At 58.9% G+C, this 23,171-nt stretch carries 19 protein-coding genes and 1 riboswitch; of the genes, 13 read left to right on the top strand and 6 right to left on the bottom strand.

Annotated features, from left to right (window positions below):
• Positions 1–103: 103 nt before the first annotated feature.
• Positions 104–1,297 carry a metallophosphoesterase family protein gene (locus tag ACVWZJ_RS06150; protein ID WP_457395370.1) on the bottom strand — a complete coding sequence of 398 codons (1,194 nt, stop codon included), beginning with the start codon at positions 1,295–1,297 and terminating at the stop codon, positions 104–106.
• Positions 1,298–1,516: 219 nt separating this feature from the next.
• Here ACVWZJ_RS06150 and ACVWZJ_RS06155 point away from each other — a divergent pair, with 219 nt between their 5' ends.
• Positions 1,517–1,951 (top strand): Fur family transcriptional regulator, encoded by a 435-nt coding sequence (locus ACVWZJ_RS06155; protein WP_011432942.1) that lies wholly within the window; start codon positions 1,517–1,519, stop codon positions 1,949–1,951.
• Positions 1,952–1,998: 47 nt separating this feature from the next.
• On the opposite strand, the gene ACVWZJ_RS06160 is transcribed toward ACVWZJ_RS06155, so the two are convergent.
• The 3 genes from ACVWZJ_RS06160 to ACVWZJ_RS06170 all read right to left on the bottom strand — a co-directional run bounded on the left by ACVWZJ_RS06160 (position 1,999) and on the right by ACVWZJ_RS06170 (position 5,259).
• Positions 1,999–4,104 (bottom strand): thioredoxin domain-containing protein, encoded by a 2,106-nt coding sequence (locus ACVWZJ_RS06160; protein ID WP_457395321.1) that lies wholly within the window; start codon positions 4,102–4,104, stop codon positions 1,999–2,001.
• A gap of 106 nt (positions 4,105–4,210) precedes the next feature.
• Positions 4,211–4,714 carry a GNAT family N-acetyltransferase gene (locus tag ACVWZJ_RS06165; RefSeq protein WP_414329522.1) on the bottom strand — a complete coding sequence of 168 codons (504 nt, stop codon included), beginning with the start codon at positions 4,712–4,714 and terminating at the stop codon, positions 4,211–4,213.
• A 77-nt stretch (positions 4,715–4,791) separates the two neighbouring features.
• On the bottom strand, positions 4,792–5,259 hold the full coding sequence (locus ACVWZJ_RS06170) for an SRPBCC family protein (protein WP_457395324.1): 468 nt from the start codon (positions 5,257–5,259) through the stop codon (positions 4,792–4,794).
• Between the two features lie 294 nt (positions 5,260–5,553).
• On the opposite strand from ACVWZJ_RS06170, the gene ACVWZJ_RS06175 reads away from it, so the two are divergent.
• Complete coding sequence (locus ACVWZJ_RS06175) at positions 5,554–6,330, top strand: DUF502 domain-containing protein (protein WP_238376947.1); 777 nt, start codon at positions 5,554–5,556, stop codon at positions 6,328–6,330.
• On the opposite strand, the gene ACVWZJ_RS06180 is transcribed toward ACVWZJ_RS06175, so the two are convergent.
• Positions 6,327–6,677 carry a TIGR03792 family protein gene (locus tag ACVWZJ_RS06180; RefSeq protein WP_011432948.1) on the bottom strand — a complete coding sequence of 117 codons (351 nt, stop codon included), beginning with the start codon at positions 6,675–6,677 and terminating at the stop codon, positions 6,327–6,329. The two genes, ACVWZJ_RS06175 and ACVWZJ_RS06180, sit on opposite strands and share 4 nt — an antisense overlap.
• A gap of 35 nt (positions 6,678–6,712) precedes the next feature.
• Entirely contained in the window at positions 6,713–8,047 is a 1,335-nt protein-coding gene (gene aroA, locus ACVWZJ_RS06185) for a 3-phosphoshikimate 1-carboxyvinyltransferase (protein WP_457395327.1), read from the bottom strand.
• A gap of 218 nt (positions 8,048–8,265) precedes the next feature.
• On the opposite strand from aroA, the gene rsmH reads away from it, so the two are divergent.
• From rsmH to ACVWZJ_RS06240, 11 genes are all read left to right on the top strand, one after another.
• The gene (gene rsmH, locus ACVWZJ_RS06190; RefSeq protein WP_457395373.1) at positions 8,266–9,195 is read left to right on the top strand and encodes a 16S rRNA (cytosine(1402)-N(4))-methyltransferase RsmH; all 930 of its coding nucleotides are present in this window, start codon (positions 8,266–8,268) and stop codon (positions 9,193–9,195) included.
• 386 nt (positions 9,196–9,581) lie between these two features.
• Positions 9,582–9,896, top strand: coding sequence for a hypothetical protein (locus tag ACVWZJ_RS06195; RefSeq protein ID WP_457395330.1), 315 nt, complete (start codon positions 9,582–9,584; stop codon positions 9,894–9,896).
• Positions 9,897–10,238: 342 nt separating this feature from the next.
• A riboswitch (cobalamin riboswitch) is annotated at positions 10,239–10,390 on the top strand.
• A 42-nt stretch (positions 10,391–10,432) separates the two neighbouring features.
• Positions 10,433–12,403, top strand: coding sequence for a TonB-dependent receptor plug domain-containing protein (locus ACVWZJ_RS06200; protein WP_011432953.1), 1,971 nt, complete (start codon positions 10,433–10,435; stop codon positions 12,401–12,403).
• Between the two features lie 128 nt (positions 12,404–12,531).
• A complete protein-coding gene (locus tag ACVWZJ_RS06205; RefSeq protein WP_041436418.1) occupies positions 12,532–12,939 on the top strand; it encodes a DUF1636 domain-containing protein in 408 nt (135 codons plus the stop codon).
• Between the two features lie 11 nt (positions 12,940–12,950).
• Positions 12,951–13,820, top strand: a complete 870-nt coding sequence (locus ACVWZJ_RS06210) for a (2Fe-2S) ferredoxin domain-containing protein (RefSeq protein ID WP_011432955.1) — start codon at positions 12,951–12,953, stop codon at positions 13,818–13,820.
• Between the two features lie 4 nt (positions 13,821–13,824).
• Positions 13,825–14,472 (top strand): hypothetical protein, encoded by a 648-nt coding sequence (locus ACVWZJ_RS06215; RefSeq protein ID WP_011432956.1) that lies wholly within the window; start codon positions 13,825–13,827, stop codon positions 14,470–14,472.
• Between the two features lie 104 nt (positions 14,473–14,576).
• A complete protein-coding gene (locus tag ACVWZJ_RS06220) occupies positions 14,577–16,643 on the top strand; it encodes an ArsA family ATPase (RefSeq protein ID WP_457395336.1) in 2,067 nt (688 codons plus the stop codon).
• A 32-nt stretch (positions 16,644–16,675) separates the two neighbouring features.
• The gene (gene ligA / locus ACVWZJ_RS06225) at positions 16,676–18,736 is read left to right on the top strand and encodes an NAD-dependent DNA ligase LigA (protein WP_457395339.1); all 2,061 of its coding nucleotides are present in this window, start codon (positions 16,676–16,678) and stop codon (positions 18,734–18,736) included.
• Between the two features lie 812 nt (positions 18,737–19,548).
• Positions 19,549–20,895 carry an ATP-dependent protease ATP-binding subunit ClpX gene (gene clpX / locus ACVWZJ_RS06230; RefSeq protein WP_457395342.1) on the top strand — a complete coding sequence of 449 codons (1,347 nt, stop codon included), beginning with the start codon at positions 19,549–19,551 and terminating at the stop codon, positions 20,893–20,895.
• A gap of 70 nt (positions 20,896–20,965) precedes the next feature.
• Complete coding sequence (locus tag ACVWZJ_RS06235) at positions 20,966–21,655, top strand: potassium channel family protein (RefSeq protein ID WP_011432960.1); 690 nt, start codon at positions 20,966–20,968, stop codon at positions 21,653–21,655.
• A gap of 11 nt (positions 21,656–21,666) precedes the next feature.
• On the top strand, positions 21,667–23,139 hold the full coding sequence (locus tag ACVWZJ_RS06240) for a TrkH family potassium uptake protein (RefSeq protein ID WP_457395346.1): 1,473 nt from the start codon (positions 21,667–21,669) through the stop codon (positions 23,137–23,139).
• The last annotated feature ends 32 nt before the right edge of the window (positions 23,140–23,171 follow it).

Consider the following 23,171-nt stretch of genomic DNA (forward strand, 5'->3'; position numbering starts at 1 on the left):
CTTTGAATCATCTGTTGAAAAGCCTGGGCTGCTCGCGAAGTGTGCAGAACCCTCGCGAGAGCATCTACAAACGGCTCATCAATCTTTTGCCAAGACGGAGACGTTAATCCCGACACAGGGATCCAATACGAGCTTGGCAGGTGGCGATTTCTTGGGGGGTGAGGTTGTCCCAATTGACGTCGCGGCGCAGCACCAAGCCATTGTGCCCAGTGATGAAACGGGGCAGCTCTGCTTGGTCGATCACGCTCAGATCCCGCATGTGATAGGTAGTGTAATAGGTAACATCTGGGCTCTCGAAATCCACGTCGATAAGGGTGAGGGTCTTGCGGGGGGGCAGAGGGCTGCCCAAGAGAGGACGAGGGCCAGAGCCGAGAATGCCGCAGTGAAGCAGTTGCAGTTGCCCTTTGTGGCCAGGGTAGTAGCCGTGGTCGTGGCCGCTGATGTAGGTGTGGACGCGGTACTTCTCCAGCAGAGCCCGTTTGGCATCCGCCTCCAGCAGCACTTCTCCCGGATCGTCGCGCCCGACAGTGATGGCGTAGAGGGGCAGATGGCCGATGACAATGCGCAACTTGGCCTTCTGAGCCCGTTCGCTGGCCAGAGCCGCTTCCGCCCAGGCCATTTGTTCGGGCGGGATGTAATTGCAGGTGGCATCCCAGACTAGGTAAAACACATCGTCTTTTTCAAAGGTGTAGTAGAAGGGAAAGTCCCCCCGATCCACAAAGTTCAAACCTGGGTCGTGGGCCGGATCGTTCCAAAACTCGCGGGCCAGATCCCGTTCTTTTTGAAAGAGAAAGCCGCCCCGCGTGGTGCGGGCACAGGAAGCATCGTGATTGCCCAAGGTAAAGCCGTAGGGAAGTTTGGCCGCACGGATTGGGCCAGCCACATGCCGGTCGAAGGCTGCCCACATGGCGCGAATGCGCTCCTCCGACAGGCGGGGATCCTGACCGGCCACCATATCTCCTCCTCCCAAAACAATATCCGGCTGAAGATAGGGGATGAGGCCGATGCCCCGATCCACCTCTGGGTCGTATTCCACCGAGCCGTAGATGCCGTTCATGTCACTGATGACCAAGAGGCGCAGATCTCGGCGGGGGGGGATGTAGAGGCCATGGGGGGCATCTGGATGGGGGACGACGGTGGGGGTGGGCTGGGGGGTAGGAGAGGGGAGAGCGGCTCTAGGGGATCCCATCCCTGGGGCTAGATGAGAGGGCTGCTGCCGACTGGCCCAATAGGCTCCTGCCAATCCACTGCTGCTGGCCAACCCCAACAAACCCAGAATTACCTTGCGCCGCCGCATGATCTTTGCCCCCAACACTCCAGCGGTATTGTAGAAAATCAAAAGGCTGATGTTGGGCTCTTCCATCTGCGCACGGCCTGGACTCGGCTCGAAGATGGCTATGCGCGGCAGCTCTTGTAGAGTTCGGGGTGTTTTTTGAACAACTGTTGACGCACAAATGCTACCTTGGTAGAGATGAGCAACTACCTATCTCAGACTCGGTATGACTTGAGGTTTTCCATGCCTCGCCCCTTGGATTCTTTGGAAGCTGCTTTGGAACGGTGCCGGGAGTGCAATCTGCGTTTGAGCCGACAGCGCCGTTATATCCTGGAGCTGCTGTGGCAGTGTGGCGAGCACCTCTCCGCCCGCGAGATTTACGATCGCCTAAATCAGCAGGGCAAACCGATTGGCCACACGTCCGTTTATCAAAACCTGGAAGCTTTGGCCAGCCACAACATTGTCGAGTGCTTGGATCGTGCCGATGGGCGCCGCTACGGCAACCGCACCCATCCCCACAGCCACGTGAACTGTCTGGATAGCAACCGCATCTTGGATGTGGACGTGGAGCTGCCGCCTGAACTGCTGGCCCAAGTGGAGCAACAAACGGGCACCCGCATCCAAAGTTACCGCATTGAGTTTTTTGGGGTGGAAAAGCCTGCGGAGCCCCAGCGGTAACCTTGGCAAAGGGATCCCTGCTGCCCTGAGCAAAAGTTGGGCAAAGGTCAGTAAGCTCGATTTTGGCCTTTGCCGATTTGCGACTGGATTTGCTCGAGAGAACTGGCAGGGGCCAGGCATTTGTTGCCCCAGCACACCAGCCCTAGAGCTCCTTCCGGCAGAGGTTCGGCTTCGGTGGGGAGAGCAAAGACGGTGGTGGGCCAAGATCGTTGCTGAAAGGCGGGAATGGAATCGGCCTCCAGGGTGACTTTCACCCAATTGCTATACCAATCCAGTCCGGCAAAAAGGCTGGGGCAGGTGCGCGGCTGGGTGCTCATGATGTGGGCAAAGGTTTTCAAGGCCTGCTCTGCCCGCTCCAGGTAGTCCAGATCTCCAGTGAGGGCGGCAAGGCGCACCAGGTTGGCAATGGCCACCCCATTGGCTGCAGGGGTAGCGTTGTCCTGGAACTCCTTCTCTCGCACCAACAGCTCAGGGGCACTCTGGGCATCGCTGACAAAGTATCCCCCCCTGGCCGGATCCCACAGTTGCGCATCCATCTCCTGCTGGAGCTGGAGGGCAGCCTGCAACCAGTCTTGAGGGGTGGGATCCCCCACCAGGGGCAGGCAGGCTTGCTGCAAGTCCAACAGGGCCTTGATCAGCAGGGCGTAATCTTCCGATTTGGCGGGCACCTGAGCTGTGCCATCGTAGTTCAGGCGCAACAGGGATCCGGTCTCAGGGTGGCGCTGCTGGCTGAGGATGAATTGGGCAGCCCGCAGAGCGAATTGCAGATAGTCTGCGTTGCCGAACACTTGATAGGCCCGCGCCAGGCCGGAGATCATCAAGGCGTTCCAAGAGACGATCATCTTGGTGTCGGTGACGGGTGGGATCCGCCCTGGCCAGGATTGCAGACGGGCCGATTGGGCATCCACTGCCGGAGGGAAGGGAACTCGTCGCTCCGCAGAGCCATAGCGTGCCTGAAACAGATGGGTGGTCAAGGCGGCTTCAACTTCTGGCGGCAACGCTCCTCCCTGTTGGCGCTGCAAGACGATGCAGCCGGGCCGATCGGGGAAGTTGCCCCCCGGCGATAGGTCAAACGCCTGCTGCAAGGCGCGGAAGGTTTCTTCCCCCAAGAGCTCCTGCAGCTCCTGCCAGCGCCAGACGTAGAACTCTCCCTCCTCTGGCTCTCGATCCTCTGCCCGGGCAAAGCTGTCGGCATCTTGAGCGGCGTAGAAATACCCGGCAGGGGCGGTCATCTCCCGCGCCACCCACTCCACCGTCAGCCGCACCGCCCGCTCGATGGCCGGATCTTGGATACCGTGCGCCCACAGATCGGAGAGAAACTCTAGGATCTGCCCGTTGTCGTAGAGCATCTTTTCAAAGTGGGGCACCGTCCAGGTGGGATCCACGGTGTAGCGGTGAAATCCTCCGGCCACATGGTCGAAGATCCCTCCCAGCACCAAGGCCATGCCTCGCTCTTTGGCCCGTTCCAGAGCGCTCTGCGAGCCGGGGATCCCTTCTGGTGGGTCGAAGCGGGCCGAACGCAACACCAACTGGGCGTAGGGCATCATGGGAAATTGCTGCACCGCCCCGACATTGGAGAGCAAAGGCTGGATCTTGGGGATCCCAGAGCGCAGCAGGTCGGCGGGAATGTGGTCTTCCGGCACCAGGTCGCTGAGGGTGGTCAGAGCCGTCAAAATCTGGCCTTTCATCTCCTCTATTTTTTCCTTTTCCTGCCGGTAAAACTGCAGGATGCGCTGCAGCAAGGCCAGAAACCCCGGGCGGCCAAAGCGGGGCTCTACAGGAAAATAGGTGCCGGCGTAAAAGGGCACCAGGTCATCGGGCGTGAGGAAAACATTGAGGGGCCACCCCCCCTGCCCGCTCATGAGCTGCAACGCCTGCATGTAGATGCTGTCGAGATCCGGCCGCTCCTCGCGATCCACCTTGATGGGCAAAAAATGGGCATTCAAAAAGGCGGCAATTTCAGGGTTGGAGAAGGCCTCGCCCTCCATGACCGTACACCAGTGGCAACTGGAATAGCCGATGGATAGGAAAATCGGCCTATCCTCGGCCCGGGCTTTCTCCAGAGCTTCTGGGATCCAAGGCCACCAGTCCACCGGGTTCTCGGCGTGCTTGCGCAAATAAAGGCTGGAACTTGTGGCGAGGCGATTGGCCATGAGTACACCCTCTCACCCTTTTTGCTTTTCAGGCTAGCGCGTCCTCCTCCCAAGGCAGAGCCAACCCACTGTTGTTCAAGATACACTCACCCAGGATCCCTGTCGGTCAAGCCTGCTCCTGCTCGGCAGCCGGGACTAAAAACTCCAGAGGGCGCCCGTGTAAAACCAAGGTGGTGCTGGGATTTTCCACAAAGCCGATTCGCTCGTAAAAGCCACGCTGATGGGTTGTGAACAGGTAGATGCGCTCCACCGACTGCAGGTGGGGATGGCTGATCAGGGTTTCCACCAACTTGCGGCCAATGCCCTGACGTCGGTAATCGTGATCAACCACGATATCCCAGAGGACGGCTCGGTAAACCCCATCGGAAGTGGCGCGGCCAAAGCCAATCAGGCGCTCCCCATCCCAGGCGCTGACCACCGGATGGCTGTGGGCAACGGCCCGCTCCATCTCCTGCCGCTGGCGATTCTGCGCCCAAAAGGCATTGCGGTTCAACAGCAGGAGAAGTTGATCCAGATCCAGCTCGCCCCGCTCCAGAGAGAAGCGAATGTTGCGGTTGTCCACCGGCTGACGAGAGAGGGCAATGACAGGCTCAGGAGAGGGATCGGGCATGAAGAAGACCTTTGCAGCAGTGAGGGTTGGCAAGGAAGGGGGAGTTCAGCAAAACACTTGGGCCTGACAAACTGAGGCTAGCTGGCCGAGGCATTGTCGGCGGTTGGCCCCGCATGCTCTAGGGCATAGGCTTTGAAGCGCTCCAGATCCGCCTGGATGGTGCTCTCCACCACTTTGCCCACAAACAGGCCATCCAAGATTTTGCCGAGGATCCCCGGGATCTTGTAGGCCACCGACAGCTTCACAATGGTACTGCCTTTGCGGTCGTAAAAGCGCAGCGCGCCCCGATTGGGCAGCCCCTCCACCGAACTCCAGCCGATGTGTTGGTGTTTCACCACCGTGTGGGTGCGGGAGATCCAACTGAAGGTGAGGCCGCGGGTATCCAGTGTCCACCGGGATAGCTCCTGATCCAGCAATTCCACCGAGCGGATCCACTTCATCCAACGGGGCATGAGGGTGAGGTTGGCCCACAAATCCCATACCTGCTCAATGGGAACAGGCACCTCCACCTGACAGGTATGCTCTAGCCAATCTGACTCTGACATAGGGCCTCCCACGCAACACCCGGCAGAAACACAAACCATCCAGGGGCTTGGCCACAACGCCTCGGGACGGGATCCCTGCCTTTACAAAATTTTATATCGACTTAAGATAGCATTATCGGCCTGATGAAAGTTTGGGGCTCTGCGCTTTTTGGCAGCCCGATTTCTTTTGCCGGCAAGTTGCGGCTGCCCCCCGTGAGGGCAACGCAGAAGGCAGGTATCATGATTGCCATCTGCAAGCTTCACTTGCAAGGGTTCGATGCATCCACTCGGTTGACTCGACGGGACGACCTCACCATGGTTTCACAATGGAAACAGCATCTGAAGAACTACTTCGTGGCGGGGTTGCTGGTGGTGATCCCTCTGGCAACTACCATTTGGCTGACGGTGGAGGTGGCCACCTGGAGCATTGGCTTTCTGACCAGCATTCCGAAGCAGTTCAATCCCATCCAGGGTTTGCACCCGATCTTGATCAACCTCATCGATCTGGCGGTGGGCCTGTTGACGCCGATTGTGCTCATCCTGTTGATTGGCTTCATGGCCCGCAACATTGTCGGCCAGTGGCTGCTCAATCTCAGCGAACAGTTGCTCCATGCGATTCCGGTGGCGGGGCTGGTGTACAAGACCTTGAAGCAATTGGTCAGTGTTTTGTTTGCCCCCAACAATCAGCGCTTTCGGCGGGTGGTGCTGGTGGAATATCCCCGACCAGGAGCTTGGGCGCTGGCCTTTGTGACGGGCACCATTCAAACTCCCATTCGGCCCGATGGGCCGCAGCGCTCCCTTGGACTGTTTGTGCCCACCACCCCCAATCCAACGACGGGCTGGTACGCCATTGTGCCGGAAGACCAAGTGGTGGAAGTGTTCATGCCGGTGGAAGATGCTTTTAAGATGCTCATTTCCGGCGGCATTGTCACCCCTGAGAGTTTTGAAGCGGGGCTGCAGCGGCGAGAAGGAGCTTTGGCCGTGACCATGCCCAGTTTGCGGGAGCTGGTGGAGCAGGAGCGGGTGGCAGGATCCCCCAGGGCTGACTCGGTGGGCTCTGAGGTAGGTTTTGAGACTGAAGGGATCCCTTAATCCTGCTTTCCTGTCCCTGCAGAAGGGCCGGGCTGCCAGAGCTGGTATTCTTTGGCCTGTTCCAAGCGCACATAAAAAGGCCGCATTTGCCGATCCAATGCCTCCACTTGCTCGGAGGGAAAGGCCTTCCAGTCAGCACGGCTGGCCCAGCGGAGGATGAGGTGGACAAGTTCGGGATCCTCTTGATCCAGCCAAACTTCTTTGCCCAGAAAACCCGGATGCCGGCGCAGGGCGGATCCCCAAACCCGCTCGTCTTGCTCAAGAAAGGCTGCTTGCCCACCGGGAGGAACCCGGAAGCAGAGATGTTCGATGGCGATAGGGCCGGGCGGGCTGGGGCAGGTCGACATAGGAGCAGAGGCGGCAAAGTTAAAGATGGGCCCTCTCAAGACTCCAGGGGGGAAGCAGTCAATCGTTGCAGGGTGGGAATGAAGTCGGGGTAGGAGATGCGGGCACAGTCGGCTCCCCTGAGGAGGGTGGATCCCTGCGCTCCTAGAGCTGCCACCATCAGGCTCATGGCGATGCGGTGATCCTCGTGGCTGTCGACCTCGGCCCCGTGAAGAGGGATCCCTCCCTTGATTTCCAGGCCATCAGGATATTCAGTGACCTGGGCTCCCATGCGGCTCAACTCTTGGGCTATGGCAGCCAGACGGTCGCTTTCTTTGACCCGCAGCTCTGCGGCATCGCGAATCACCGTGATCCCCTCGGCAAAGGCCGCCGCCACCGCCAAAACTGGGATCTCGTCGATCAAGGTGGGGATGAGATCGCCGGCGATGGTGCAGCCGCGCAAGCGGGCCGAACGCACCCGCAGATCTCCCAGGGGCTCGCCGGCCATTTCCCGGCAGTTTTCAATTTGAATATCGGCCCCCATCTCCTGCAACACCTGCAGCGCACCGGTACGGGTGGGGTTGAGGCCCACATCCCTTAGCAGCAATTCGCTCTCGGGCACAATGGAGGCGGCCACCAGCCAAAAGGCTGCCGAGCTGATATCCCCCGGCACCTGAACTCTCTGGCCCACCAGGCGGGATCCCCCCACCACGGCCACGGTTTTTGTTTCCGGATCCACCTGAATGTTGGCCCCGAAGGCCCGCAACATCCGTTCCGAGTGGTCCCGAGAGAGAGCCGGCTCGGTGACTTGGGTGGTGCCTTCCGCCAGCAGACCCGCCAGTAAGAGGCAGGATTTTACCTGCGCTGAAGCCACCGGGGAGCGGTAGTGAATGCCCTTCAGGGATCCCCCTTGTACGGCCAAAGGTGCCAACGTCCCACCGGCCCGTCCCCAAATGCTGGCCCCCATCTGCCGCAGCGGTTCTACCACCCGCCCCATGGGCCGCGAGCGCAGGGAGCGATCGCCGGTGACGGCAAAAAAGCGCCCGGCCTGGCCAGCCAGGATCCCCAGCATCAGGCGCAAGGTGGTGCCGGAGTTGCCGGCATCCAACACGTCCGCCGGTTCTTGTAGCCGGCCCAGGCCAACCCCCCGAATGCGAACACACTCGCTGTTAAGCTCCGAAATATCTGCCCCCAGCGCCCGAAAACAGGCTGCCGTACTGCGGGGATCCTCTCCCAGCAACAGCCCTTGGATGATGGTTTCTCCTTCGGCCAGGGATCCCAGCATCAGGGCGCGGTGGGAAATGGATTTGTCGCCGGGGATGCTCACTTGGCCGCGCAGGCCCTTGGCCGGCGAGAGAGTGAGGATATCGGTAGAAGAAGAGTGAGTCAACACAGCAACTCTGATGGCAGACTGGGCAAAAGCGGCAGCAGTCTCATCATACTCAGAGCGGGACTCGCGCCCCAGAGATTTTGCCGGGGATCCCAAGACAGCCTGTCTTTTGACGGCAACCCCTCTTTTCCCAGAGGATCACCTTAACAACATGGATTCCTCGGTCGGGGCCTGGCCTCGGCCTTTTTTTTTTGCAGATACTGAACTTTGTAGCAGCAGAAATAGAACCCCCGCAGACCGTGCTTGGCAAGGTGTATCAACACGACTCTGTTTTGACCGAGGAGGTGATGGCCTACCTGCAACCCCAGGGGGGCGGTATTTTTTTGGATGTGACGTTGGGAGGGGGTGGGCACAGCTTGGCGCTGCTGCGGGGGGGAGCTGCCCGAGTGGTGGGGTTGGATCGGGATCCGGCGGCTCTACAGGCGGCGCAAGCGCGTTTTGCAGCAGAAGGGATCCCCGGCAGCCGCATCCAACTGTGGCACCTCAATTTTGCCGATTTCGATCTGCAGCAGCACGGCTTTCGGGATGAGCAGGGGCAGGGGATCCCCTTCGATGGCATCGTGGCCGACTTGGGGGTGAGTTCGCCGCAACTGGACTGCCCTGAGCGGGGATTTAGCTTTCGCGGAGAGGGGCCGCTGGACATGCGCATGGATCCCAGTGCCGCTCAGGAAACCGCTGCCGATTGGGTTAATCATCGCCCGGTCGAAGAGTTGATCGAGATTTTCACCCGTTACGGCGAAGAGCGATTTGCCCGCCGCATTGCCCATCACATCGAGCAGGCTCGTCCCCTCGCCACAACTACCCAGTTGGCCCAGGTGGTTTGGCAGGCAGTACCTCCGGCAGCTCGGCGAGGCCGCATTCACCCGGCCACTCGGGTCTTTCAGGCGTTGCGCATTGCCGTGAACCGAGAACTGGAGGCTTTAGAAACCTTGCTGGCCCAAGCCCCCACTTGGTTGAAACCCGGCGGCAGGTTGGCCGTGATCAGCTTCCATAGCCTTGAAGATCGCTTGGTGAAATGGGCCTTCCGCAGGGATCCCCGTTGGCAGGTGCTCACCCCCAGGCCCTTGTCCCCTTCCGAACTGGAACGGCAACGCAATCCACGGGCCCGCTCTGCCAAACTGCGAGTGGCTGCCCGCAGCAGTCAGATGTAGGTTTAGGTTAGTTCTCCCGCTCTCAAGAGATCGGCTACCGTGAAGCGGACAGCTGTCCTGCTGAGGCCGGGAATCGGGAGAAGGGGGTTGCTATTGGGGGATGCGGGGAACTAGGGTGAAGCGGAACCGGCAGTCCTGCACCGTCGGATCCCTTGGTGTGTGTGAGGTTAAGCCCTATGGTTAGCCAGCCTTTGAACGCAGGTCTTGATCGTCCCAAAAGCCCTCGTCGCCACAGACAGCCTTCTGCTCTGAGCCGACCCCTCTCCGGTACAGTTCAAGCCAGCCGCACCCAGCCTTTGGATTTGAAGTTGAAATCAGCCCATCCTCGCAGCCAACATTCGGCTTGGGCAGAACACCTAGCTTGGTGGAAGCAGATCTCCACAGGGATGGCTATCCTCTCTGGGGTTTCAGTGTTAAGCCTTTACAGTTGGACTGTGCATACCCAAAGCCGGTGGAGCCAGCGTTACCAGGTGTGGCAGCAGATGCAGCGCAACGAACGACAGTTTCTGCTGACTCAAGAATCCATTGCCAATTCTCTGCGGGAAATCGCCGACCGCTCCGAAATGGTGCCGCTGGTACCGGATCGGATGATCGAGGTGCCAATTGCCTCTCCCAGCCATGTTGAACCGGATCCAGCCCACCAGACGACAGCCCCGCCTGAAATCGAAAAAGCCCCTCTTTTCTACCCGGTTGGGTACTAATTCATACGGATCCCGCCCATGACGGCTAGGCCAGCGTCCCCATCTTGCTTTCCCAAAAGCTGTGGGTCTTGTGAAGTCTCAGCGTATCTCTGTTCTCTAAAAGGCTAAGGGATCCCTGGGCCTCAGGATCTGGAATAGTAGTGGGCTACTCTTTAACCGCTTACAAAGCAAAGAAGAAGTCTGGCCCAGGTTTTCTAAGTTGGTGGGATGTGGCCCATCCAAAGCCCTGGGATTGCCGTTGGGATCCTGTTCACCCCTGGGGATGACATCCCCCCTGGCAGGATAGGAACTCCAGAGCAGGGGATGTATGATGCCTAGCACGGCTTTTTCGGAGCAATCGCAGAGAAAGCTGTACCGACAGGTTGTCCTGGGGATCAGCCAGGGCATGTAAAGGGGAAAGTCCGGTGCAAATCCGGCGCTGTGCCGCAACTGTGATGGGCTTAGGCTAGACCTATGCCCTCAGTCAGGATGCCCGCCTGCGGTTTTGGCTCGCATTTCTTCCGCGTCGCACGGAATCAGGAGCTTCAAGAAAGAAAATGAATCCCATTCTAGGTCTCAGCCTGGCGCTGGGGGGTCTTGCTTTGGGGATCCCAGCGTGGGCGCAGCCGGCGGCCTCTTCACCTTCAGCTCAAGAGGTTTTGGAAACCGGTGTTAGCGCCGAGATTTTAAATCAACCCGTCACCACACCTTTTCGCCGTCCTGGTTTGCTGCGGGATTCTTCCCGCCCGGTTTACGTCATTACCCGCCAGCAAATTCGAGAGCAAGGGGCAAGAACGGTTCAGGAGGCCCTGCGCTACCTGCCCGGGATCCTCAGCGACGGCACGGCGGGAACCCAGTTGGGAGCCCTTAGCTCCCAGTTTATGCGGGGAGGACGAACGGCCCAGGTGTTGGTGCTCTTGGATGGCCGCCCCATTAACGACCTGGGCTTTTTTGGCGGGTTTGATTTGTCCCAGATCACTACAGATGTGGTCGAGCGTATTGAGATCTCTCCAGGTGGGGGCTCCACTTTGTACGGATCCGACGCGGTTGGCGGGGTCATGAACATCGTAACCCTGGAGCCAAAGCCGGGATCCGAGACCGTGCTGGAAGCGGCTATCGGCAGCTACGGCCTCAACGAGCAAGGGATCCAAAACCGCGGCCAAGCGCAGGATCTGGGCTGGGTGGTCAGCTATCGCCGTCTGCAGAGCAACAACGACTTTCCTTTTGAAATTAGGCGTTTGGGCAAAGCCGGCAGGCGGGAAAACTCGGCGGTGGAGTACCACAACCTACAAGCCAAGCTCACCTGGCAATTGGCAGAAGGCCAAGTCCTAACCGGAAATGCCCTTTATCTCAACAAAGCGTTTCAGGTGCCTGGCAGCACCGAGTTTCCCTCCCCCGATGCAGTGCAAAACACCAACGACCTGCTGTTAGATCTCAGTTGGCTGTGGGATCAAGAGAGGGGATCCCTGCAAGCCAGGGTATTTTTTGACGACCTCAACTATCGCTTCAGCGCCCCACAAAGCCAGGGATCCCGGGATGAGATCCTGCGAACGGGGTGGGGATCCCAACTGCAATACACCTGGAAGGCTGCTGAAAACCTGGAGCTTACTCTAGGAGCGGATTACCGATCCATTTCAGCTCGCAACACCACCTTCTCCTTTGCCAGGGGATCCACCAACGTCAACTATGACAATACTGTGAATCAGGGGGCATTCTTCGCCCGCCTGGATTACAGGCCACAGCCCAACTTTTATCTCAACTTAGGTGTTCGCCAAGATTCGAGCAATCTGGTCAACGGTTCGGCCACCTCTCCTGCCGCAGGGATCCGCTGGGTTTTGGCAGAAGGCACCACCCTGAGGGCCAATTATGCCGGCAGCTTTCGCACCCCCTTGATCTCAAACCTGTTCTTTCGGCTGCGCGGCTTTTTTGAAGTCGACGGCAACCCCAATTTGCGACCGGAGCGGGGAGAGAGTTTTGACATTGGCCTGGATCAGGCTTTGGGAGATTTTGGCCTACTGCGCTTGACCTTTGCCCATAACCGCATCCGCGATGGCATTACCTTTGTCAGCACTGGCCCGCGCAGGGGAACCTACGAAAACATTGAGCTCGTGGAATACACGGGCTTGGAAGCAGCCCTGGATTTGCGATTGGGGGAAAACTGGACTCTTTTTGCCAACTACACCCTGAACGATCCCATCATCCGCTCGGCGCTGGATCCCAAAGCGGTTGGCAAACAGCTAGCCTTCGTGGGAGCAGACAGCTTCAACCTGGGCCTGAGCTACCGCGATGCAGAGGATCGGTATGCCTCAGTTTTCCTGCATCACATTGGCACTTTCTTTACCAACAACGCCAATACCCAATCTCTGCCCGGCTACACCAACCTGGCTCTGCGGGGAGGGATCCCAGTAGCAGAAAATCTCGCTCTAGAAGTGGGGGTTGATAACCTGCTGGATGAGCAATATGAGGTTTTCCCCGGCTACCCCGGAGTGGGTCGCACCGTTCGGCTTAATTTAAGGGGCCAATTTTAGAGCGACTTGAGGCTGACTTTTAGCTGTCTAACTCACTGCTGAATCCTTGGCCAAGACATTGAGATCGTCTTTGCCTCTTCTCACACCCTTTGCTTGGACAGAAACCTATGACTATATCAAGGAGCACCATGTCTCGATCAACTTCCCAGTTGCCCATCCAAGCTGGCAGCGCTGCCCAGCAACCCAGCAGCCATTGTCTTTGGGTTTGTGTCACTTGCGGATCTCGGTGGGTTAACGGCCAAAAAGAAGGGATTAGCAAGGGAGAAATGCTGCTGTCTGCCCTGCAATCTCAAACCCTCAATCCTCAACTGACCCTGAAGCCGGTTGCCTGTATGAGCGGCTGCAGCCATGCTTGTGTCGTTGCGTTGGCAGCACCTCAAAAGATGACCTATGTTTTTGGAGATCTCGATCCAAAAGATGTGGATCTCATTCTGCAGACAGCAGAGCTCTACCTCACCAAGCCAGATGGGATCCTACCCTGGGCCGAGCGCCCTCTCAAAAAAGGGGTGATTGCTCGTATTCCACCACTGCACTGAGGAGCTTTCTCATGGCCACTTTTACCCCCTGGATAACCCCCCTCCATCAAGCTTGGCAGGAAGTTTCTCTGACGGGTTGGACAACCCTTTATGAAGGGATCCCTGCCCATATTGACTGCTTGGGGCCGTTGCTCTACGAGCTGTTTCAAGAGCACTGGGCCGAGATCCAGGTGGGCCATGTGGCGGAAGGCGGGGTGCTGGAGCTGGCTTTCAAGAAACCTCCAGCTTTGTGCGTGCTCTACGATGGCTATCTAACCGTTGCCACCGAAACTTGGCACCTGCATTTGTGCCTGGAGGAGCACCAAGGCGGCCCCCATCGCAAGACCCCACCCGAGCTGCGCCGCAAAAGATTGGTTAGCCGTGCTGCTCTCTACCGGCGCCTCAATCCCCAAGGTCAGCCCCGCATGTGGGGGATCCAATTCTGGAATGGAGCAGAAGAGCCTTTGCTGCAGATTTTTCTGCCCAGCCCCTTTTTGGGGCCAGAGGAAGACTACCTGCCGGAAGGCAAAGCAGATTACCAAAAGCTTTCTCTTTACGAGCGCATCCGCGCCATCTATGTGCAGGGGAAAGAGCGGATCCCCTATGAGGATAACCCTCTTAAACGTCCCTACCTTGCCGTTTGTCGTTCCAGCCGTTGTTATCCTTCCCGCAACTACCAACCGGTTGTGGAAGCTCTGGAATCGGCTCTTCGAGAAGCCAACCTGGACGTACAGGTTATCACCTCAGGCTGCTTGGAAGTTTGCCAACAGGGGCCCGTGGTTTTTTACTCTGGGGATCGCACCTGGTACAAGCGGGTTACTCCCCAAGTAGCTCGGCAAATTGTTTTTGAGCATTTGCTTAATAGCTGTCCTCTGAAAGACCACCTTTTTCCAGGAGATTAAAGTCATGATTGGCCTGCAATCGAGTGCTCAACCTATCCCCATTCCCAGCTCTCGCCGCTTAATCCCAGCCCCACTTTGGATACAAGCTGCTCAAGATTTGGCCCAAGGCTGGTTCTGGCCCAGCTTGTTTACCACCGTCGGCTGTCTCAGCAATATTGCTTATACATGTACCCTTCCTTTTGTAACTGTTGGTATTGTTGCAGGCACAACTTTAACCCGCCAAAGGGCAGCCATTAGTGCTTTGATGATTTGGCTGGCCAACCAAATCTTTGGCTACACCTGGCACAACTATCCCCGCACTCCCGATTCGTTTGCCTGGGGGTTGGTGCTGGGGATCGGCACGGTGGGGATTGCTCTTGCTGGCGGTTACCGACCTCTGTTTTCTCAGTCCAAGCCGCTTCGGCCAAGGCAACTGCTGCTGAACTATCTCTGGATCCCGGCCATGCTCATCTTGGGGTTTCTGGCTTTTGAAGGGCTGATTTTGGCCGCCGGCCTGGTTTTGGGGGGAACGGAGGGCCTGACCCTGCCCATTCTGGGCAAAATCTGGCTGCACAACTGGCTGTGGACAGGACTTTGGATTGGGATCCACGCGCTGCTGGTGTGGGACAGAGGACGTCGCCGGGTGTGGCTGGGAGAGGAGAAACTGCGGTGAGCTGCTCCCGTACAAGCTCTTCCCATCCCGTCAGCGGTGCGGAGTACCTTTGCAGTGATCTAGAGCATCCCCAAGAGGGATCCAGGCCAAAATAGGGGCGACCTATGTGGGAGGGGATCCCTTTGCAACTCAGTCGCGTTAACAGTGAGGAGCATTCCTGCCATCCTCTGCTCTTGGCTTCCCAACGCCTCTTGCTGTTCAGCGGCAAGGGAGGAGTGGGCAAAACAACCTTGACCTGCGCGCTGGCTCGCCAACTGGCCCAGGTGGATCCCCAGCGCCGTCTGCTCCTGATGTCCACGGATCCCGCCCACTCGCTGGGGGACGTGCTGCAAATCTCGGTTACGGATGTGGCCCAACCCTTGCCGGATCGCCCCAATTTGCAGGTGCGGGCTTTGCAAGCGGAGATTTTGTTGCAATCTTTTCGGCAAACCTATGGGCCGGCCCTGGAGCTCATTGCCGAGCGGGGCAGTTGGTTTGGCCGAGAGGATCTGCTGCCGATCTGGGATTTAGCCTGGCCGGGGGTGGATGAGCTGATGGCGATTCTGGAGGTCAACCGGCTGCTGGCTGGGGAGGAGGTGGATACCGTTATCTTGGACACGGCCCCCACCGGGCACACCCTGCGGCTGTTGGAGCTGCCCGACTTTTTGGATAATCTTCTGGCTGTGTTTGCCACCTTTCAGGCCAAGCATCGGGAGATCGCCCAAGCCCTGACAGGCACCTATCGACCGGATGAGGCGGATGCGTTTTTGGCCCAGTTGCAGGGGGAACTTGAGGGGGGCAAAGCCCGCTTGACCAATCCGGAGAGCACCTCTGCTTGGCTGGTGATGATCCCGGAGCAGTTGAGCGTGGCGGAAACCCGCCGCTTTTGTCAGCAACTGCAAAACCGCCGCGTGCCCATCGGCGGTCTTCTGGTCAATCAGGTGCTGCTTGCAAGAGAGAATAACAGCCAACCTTCGCTGCCCGCTGCTCTCCCCTCTCCTCTCTACTCGGCGCGGCAACAGGAACAGGGGCGCGTGCTCAAAGCCCTGCAGGAGGAGCTGCCCGGATACTCTATCTGGGTCTGTCCTTATCAACTACAGGAGCCGGTTGGGTTGGCGGCCCTGGATGAGCTGGTGCAGCAGCTTCGCCCCTTGCCAGAGGTGCTGCTGGAGTTGGAAGGGATCCCAGAGCAAAAAGCAGAGAGCCAAGAGAAGAGAAAGTCTCTCTTCTCCACCCTCTTCCCTTCCTTCAAGGGGATCCCGTCCCTACCGGATTTTTTGACCCAAGGGATCCGACTGGTGTTGGTGGGGGGCAAAGGGGGTGTGGGCAAGACGACGGTGGCCGGGGCCCTGGCTTGGAACTTGGCCAAGCGCCATCCCGACAAGCAGCTCTTGCTGGTCTCCATCGATCCGGCTCACTCGTTGGGGGATCTGTTTCAGACGAAACTGGGTCAGGATCCCATTCCCCTGCTGCCCAACCTGCTGGGGCAGGAGATCGATGCGGCGGCGGTGCTGGAGCAATTCCGGCAGGATTACCTGGAGGAGGTGGCGGCCATCTTGGCGGGGGAGGGGACGGCAGGGGTGGAAGTCCAATACGACCCGCAGGCGTGGCGGCAACTGCTGCAGATGCCCCCACCCGGCTTGGATGAGGTGATGGCCCTGTTGAGTGTTCTCCGACAGGAGACGAGCGGGCAGTTCGACCTGGTGGTGCTGGACACGGCTCCCACAGGCCATCTCTTGCGGTTTCTGCAGATGCCCCAGGCTCTGGAGGGCTGGGTAAGCTTGGCCCTGAAGCTGTGGCTGAAATATCGGGATGTGGTGGGCAGGCCGGAATGGGCGCAGCGGATGCGGGAGCTCTTGGCCCAGGTGCGACAGCTTCGGCAGCAGCTCCAGGATCCCCAGTTTGTTACCTTTATCCCCGTCTTTAACCCCGAGCAAGCAGTTCTGGCGGAAACCGAGCGTCTCTTGGCGGAATTGGATGCTTTGGGGATCCCTCATCCCTACGCCGTTCTCAATCGAGTGTGGTTAGAGGATTCTACCCCCTTTGGAGAGGCCCTCCGCCGTCGTCACCAGACTCTTCTGGCCCAGCTCCCCCAGCCATTTTCCCAGCAGGCCATCTTGACCATCCCCTTCCTACATCCTCCCAGCTTGGAGAATATCGGCTCCTACTTATTGGCTCCTCAGGAGCCCTAACCTAGGGGTAGACCTTGCTCACCCAAGGAGTTATGGATCCCAAGTTGGAAGAACGCGCCCGCGAGCTGCGCACCCTGCTGCAGAAGGCCAGCATTGCCTACTATGTCCACGATGCGCCCATCCTGGAAGACAGCGTTTACGACCGCCTTTACCGCGAGCTGCAAGAGCTGGAGCGGGCTTACCCTGAACTGGTCACCCCCGATAGCCCTACTCAGCGGGTGGGAGAAAAACCTGCAGAGCATTTTCCCACCGTCTTCCACCGCATCCCCCTCTACAGTTTGGAAAACGCTTTCAACCCAGAAGAACTGGAGGAGTGGCAAGAGCGCCTGCTGCGAGTTTTGGGCCGTGCCCCTGTTCCCGACAGCAGGACAGAGGGAGAGCTGGAATATGTATGTGAGCTGAAGATTGATGGCGCCGCCTTGGCCCTAACCTACATCGAGGGTCTTTTGGAGCGGGGTGCTACTCGGGGGGACGGACAGGCCGGAGAGGACATCACCCCCAACGTGCGCGCCATTCGTTCGATTCCCCTGCGGCTGGCGACAGCAGATCCGCCTCCCGTTTTGGAGGTGCGGGGGGAAGTCTATCTGGCCCTAGCCGAGTTCGAGCGGATTAACCGGGAGCGTTGCTCCGCCGGGGATCCCCCCTTTGCCAACCCGCGCAACTGTGCTGCCGGTACCCTGCGGCAGTTGGATAGCCGCGTTGTGGCTGCCCGCAAGCTCAGCTTCTTCGCCTACGCCCTCCACTGGCCGGAGGGATGGCCTGCCGGGGATCCCCCGCAAACCCAGTGGCAGTGTCTGCAGCAGCTCAAGGAATTGGGATTTCCAGTCAACCCCCTTTCCCAGGTCTGTCGGGGCTTGGGAGAAGTGATCCAATTTTATGAGCGATGGCGGGGTGCCCAGCTCCCCTACGCCAGCGACGGGGTGGTGGTGAAATTGAACTCCTTGCGGCTGCAGGAGGAGGCCGGCTTTACGCAAAAATTTCCCCGCTGGGCCATTGCCCTCAAATACCCTGCCCAGGAAGTCCCCACCCGCATCCGCGCCATCGTGGCCAGCGTGGGCCGTACCGGCGCCGTCACTCCAGTGGCAGAGCTGGAGCCGGTTCCTTTGGCCGGCACCCTTGTCAGCCGCGCCAGCCTGCACAATGCCGATCGCCTGCGGGAGCTGGATGTGCACATTGGCGATACTGCCATCGTGCGCAAAGCCGGGGAGATCATCCCGGAGGTGGTCGGGATCCTAAAAGAATTGCGCCCTGCCGATGCCGTTCCCTACAGCCTGCCCAGCCAGTGCCCCGAATGCCACGCCCCTTTGGTTCGTCCCCCCGGCGAAGCCGTGACCCGCTGCCCCAACCCCGAGTGCCCGGCCAAGCTGCGGGGCCAATTGCAGCACTGGGCCAGCCGCGATGCTTTGGATATCGAAGGCTTAGGGGAAAAGCGGGCAGCCCAATTGGTGGAGAGCTTGGGGGTGCGCACCATAGCCGATCTCTACCGCCTCACCCCAGAGCAGTTGCAGGGTTTGGAGGGAATGGGATCCCGCTCCAGCCAAAAGCTGGTGCAAGCCATTCAGCGCTCTCGCCAGCAGCCCTGGGAACGGGTGCTCTACGGGCTGGGGATCCCCCATGTGGGGGTGGTCACCGCCCAGATTTTGGCCGGCCATTTTCCCACCCCTGAGCTTTTGGCCCAAGCCAGCGCAGAAACCATCGCCCAGATCTATGGGATAGGCGCGGAAGTGGCGGAAGCGGTGGTGGCCTGGTTTGCCGAGCCGGCCCATCGTCGCCTGTTGCAGGAGTTGCAGGCGCTAGGGATCCCCGCTCTTCCTCAGCAGGAGAACCCTGCCGTCTCCCAGATCCTGGCCGGGAAAAAATTCGTAATCACCGGCACCTTGCCCACCCTCTCCCGCCAGCAGGCCAAGGCTTGGATTGAGAGTCGGGGGGGCAAAGTCACCGCCAGCGTCAGCCGCCAAACCGACTACGTGGTGGTGGGCTCTGACCCCGGCTCCAAGCTGGAGCAAGCCCAACAACTGGGGATCCCCCTGCTGACCGAAGCGGAGCTGTTGGCGCTGGATCCCACCGTGGAATCCGGTGATCTGCATCCTTGACAGGGTGGATCCCCGAAAAACTTGGGTAGGGTGGGTTGTCTTAGCGGCAGGGATAATTTATGATTCATCTCTAGTGAGGAGTGGACGCCAATAGGGGGAAGCGAACGAAACACGGACAGTTCCTTCCCCTTTTTGGTTACAAAAAGGCACGGCCACACCTCCAAAAAGTATCCAACTTAACTGAAGGATTCCTTTGCCAGTGCCAGATAAGTTCAACTATGATGGGATCAGCGGAGACGCATGTTTCCGTTCACTCCTCACACCATCTTCCGCTCGGCGTCAAGTCGGGCGGTTTTTCTATAAATCCGTCCAAAGGATGTATGACCATTCCCGATAGCAGCGAAACGGCTCACCCCTTCCATTTCCAGTTTTCCTCCTTGTAAGACACTTGGGGAGAACCGAGGCTGTGGCGTTTGCACGGGTAGCGCAGAGCGCTGGAGAAGCTTATGGTCACTTTGAAGCAAGAATGAAACACCTCCGTTGCATTGCTTCCCAGCTCCCTTTTGAAGAGTGGGTGGTCGCGGAAGCGGCACGGAGCGCTTGGGAAGTGTCTCAATCCAGTTTGAAATGACTATATCTCCAGTCTTTCCAGTTGATCCCCATGGGAATCTCTTGGCACCCTGCCCCCTTGGGGATCCGGAAACAAGCCCTACGAGCCCAGTGGAGATGCTAGACTAGTAGGTCAGTGAGATTCCACCAACTTCGGCCTCCTTACGCTTTCGCAGCCAATTTGCGACTGGATTGGAAGGTTTAGTTTTCTTCTGGCTTTTGCCGGATTAGGATAGCCAAGAGCAAGCAGCAACGAGGATCCCATGGCCAAATATGACTCCCATCTAAAGTGCTCCTTCTGCAACAAGTCACAGGATCAGGTGCGTAAGTTGATTGCGGGGCCGGGGGTCTACATCTGTGACGAGTGCGTGGAGCTCTGCAACGAGATTTTGGATGAGGAACTCTACGACGGCAACACTCCTCCTGCTGCCGCCCCTGCCGGCGGCCGTCGCGAAACCCCCAAAAAACCCTCCCGCAGCCTGCCTTCTTTGGCGCAGTTGCCCAAGCCGCAGGAGATCATGCGCTATCTCGACCAATATGTGATTGGCCAAGAAAAAGCTAAGAAGGTTTTGTCGGTGGCGGTTTACAACCACTACAAGCGTCTGGCTGCCAAGGCCAACCCCGGTAGCGTCGGAGTTTCGGAACTGGATGAGGTGGAGCTACAGAAGTCCAACATTTTGATCATTGGCCCCACTGGCTCCGGCAAAACCCTGCTGGCGGAAACCCTGGCTCGCATGTTGGATGTGCCTTTTGCGGTTGCAGATGCTACCACCCTTACGGAAGCTGGCTATGTGGGCGAGGATGTGGAAAACATCCTTTTGCGCCTGCTGCAGGTGGCGGACATGGACGTAGAAGAGGCCCAGCGCGGCATCATCTACATCGACGAAATCGACAAAATTGCCCGCAAAAGCGAGAACCCCTCCATTACCCGCGATGTCTCCGGCGAGGGGGTGCAGCAGGCTTTGTTGAAGATGCTGGAAGGGACAATAGCCAACGTGCCTCCCCAGGGAGGGCGCAAGCACCCCTATCAAGACTGCATTCAAATCGACACTTCCAACATCCTCTTCATTTGCGGGGGGGCTTTTGTTGGCCTGGAAAAAGTAATCGAGCAGCGCATTGGCAAGAAATCGATGGGCTTTATCAAGCCAGGGGAGCAATTGTCGGTTAGCCGCGAGCAACGTATGGCCAATGCCCTCAAGGCTTTGGAGCCTGAAGACTTGATCAAGTACGGCATGATTCCCGAATTCACGGGGCGGCTCCCGGTAGTGGCGACTTTGGATCCGCTGGATGAGAAGGCGCTGGAGGCGATCCTGACGCAGCCCAAAAACGCCATTCTCAAGCAGGCGCAGAAGCTGTTGCGCATGGACGGGGTGGAACTGGAGTTTGAACCTGCCGCCATTGCTGCCATTGCCAAAGAGGCTTATCGCCGCAAGACCGGGGCTCGCGCCCTGCGGGCCATTGTGGAAGAGCTAATGCTGGATGTGATGTACGAGGCACCCTCCCGCCGCGACCTAAAGCACATCCGCATCACCGCAGAGATGGTGGAGCGCCGTTCCACCCGCGAGCTGATTCCTCACCCCTCTACGCTGCCCAAGCCTGAGTCGGCCTAGAGTCGCGGCCCTTCCGATCCCTGCTGGATGAACTTATGATCTGTTCTTGAAAGAGGGGGCAGGAGATCCTATGGCAGGGACTGCGTTCCGCCGGCGCGAACGGCAGCGGGTGGATCGTGAATATGCGGTAATTGGTCTGGGGCGCTTTGGTTCTAGCTTGGCTCTCACCTTGATGGAGCGAGGGCACAATGTCTTGGGGATCGACCGCAGCCGTGAGATCGTGCAGCGCCTGGCGGATCAGCTGACGCAGGTGGTGGCCCTCGACTCCAGCGATGAAGATGCGCTGCGAGCGGTGGATATCCTCTCCTTCGACACGGTGGTGGTGGCCATTGGCAGCGATTTTGAGAGCAATTTGCTGACGACGGTGGCCCTGAAAAGTCTGGGGGTGCGCAATGTGGTCTGTAAGGCGTCGACCGAGCGGCAACGCTCTATTCTCCTGCGAGTGGGGGCAGATCGGGTGGTGTTGCCGGAGCAAGAGGCAGGGCGCCGTTTGGCTCAGGTGTTGACAGCACCGGGGATCCTAGATCAGCTAGAGCTGGAGCCGGGCTACAGCATTACGGAATTACAGGTGCCGGAGGCGTTGGTGGGCCATACGCTGGCGGAGTCGGATCTGCGTCGCCGCTTCGGCATCACGGTGCTGGTGGTGAAGCGAAAGCAATCGCTGGTGGTCTCTCCCCCCGCAGACTACCTGCTGGAAAAGGGGGATTTGCTGGTGGTTCTGGGGGCCAATACCAACATCTCGCGGCTGAATGAAATGTAGGGAGGGCTCCGATGAGAGAGGACTCCGCCCCGCTTCCGCGAGAGGAGGGCTCTGAGCGCTTGGTTCCACCGGTGCCATCCCGCGCCCGCCACCTGCCGACACCGGGCTCGGCATTGTCTCAGTCCTCTAGGGCCTTTGGGAATCGTCTGCAGTGGTTTTTCGGGGGGGACAGGCGTCGCCCGCTGCCGCCGCCATTGCGGCTGGTCACAGGGTTGGGGCTCTTGGCAGTGGTGGGAACTTTGGTGCTCATGTTGCCGGGGATCGGGCGTGGGGATCCCTTAAGCTGGAATGAGGCGCTGTTTACGGCCATGTCGGCCCTGAGCGTGACGGGGCTCTCGACGATTGTGGCGGCGGAGGATCTCACCCTGTTGGGCCAGATTGTGCTGCTGATCCTGATTCAGATTGGCGGGGTGGGCTTCATGGTGTTGGCGGTGGTGGTGTTTCAATTGATCGGGCGGCGCATTTCCCTGCTCAATCGCTTGGCGCTGTGCAATTCGCTGGGGCTCATCGATCCGGGGGCGATCTTGGAATTGACTCGGCGGGTGCTGCTGGGGGTCACTCTCATTGAGTTGGGGGGGGCTTTGCTGCTCTGGGTGCATTGGCGGGATCTCTATGGGCCGGAGCGGGCGGTTTTTCTGGCTATTTTTCACGCGGTGTCCGCCTTTTGTAATGCAGGATTTGACCTGTTTGGCCGGGAAGGGATCCCTACAGACGGTCTGTCGCTGGCGATTTTGGCCGGTCTGATTTTTATCGGCGGTTTGGGCATCCCGGTTTTGTCGGATTTGTTAACCTGGCCGCGGGGCCACCGCCCCTCTCTGCACACCCGGATTACCCTGGGCGTGGTGGTGGTTTTGCTCTGCACGGGCGGCATTGGTTTGTTTTTGGGAGAGAGCTTGCCCGGTGGATCCCTGCTGGAGGTGAGCTGGCCCCACCGCTTGGGCCTGACGTTTTTTCAGTCGGTTTCTGCCCGAACGGCTGGGTTTGCCGGGATCCCCATTGAGGATTTGACCCCGGCAAGCCAGTTGCTGCTGATGGCTCTCATGTTTATTGGGGCAGCCCCAGCTTCTATGGGGGGCGGCATGACCACCGGCACCTTGGCGGTGTTGGTGTTGGCCCTCTGGGGCTATGCCCGCGGTTTGCCCAGCGCTCAGATTGCCGGGCGCAGCTTGGATCCCTCCATGGTGCGCAAGGCGGCAGCGGTGTTAACGGTTTCTCTGTTTGTGGTATTGTTGGCGGCTTGGTTGATTTTGCTGACCCACAGTAACAGTAGGTTGGATCCGGTGTTGTTTGAGGTGATCTCCGCCTTTGCCACCTGCGGCCTCTCGACGGGCTTTACCGGGGAGCTCAACTGGTTTGGCCAACTGATCATTGTGCTGGTGATGTTCTGGGGCCGGTTGGGGGCATTGACGATTGTCTTGGCCTTGGCTCAACAACAGCCCCGCCCGTTGGTAACCTACCCTGAAGAGTCGATCCTAATCGGTTAGTCCAGAACTGAGGAGAGAGCAGCCTCCGTTAG

It is taken from the genome of Thermostichus sp. OS-CIW-29, from assembly GCF_054058195.1.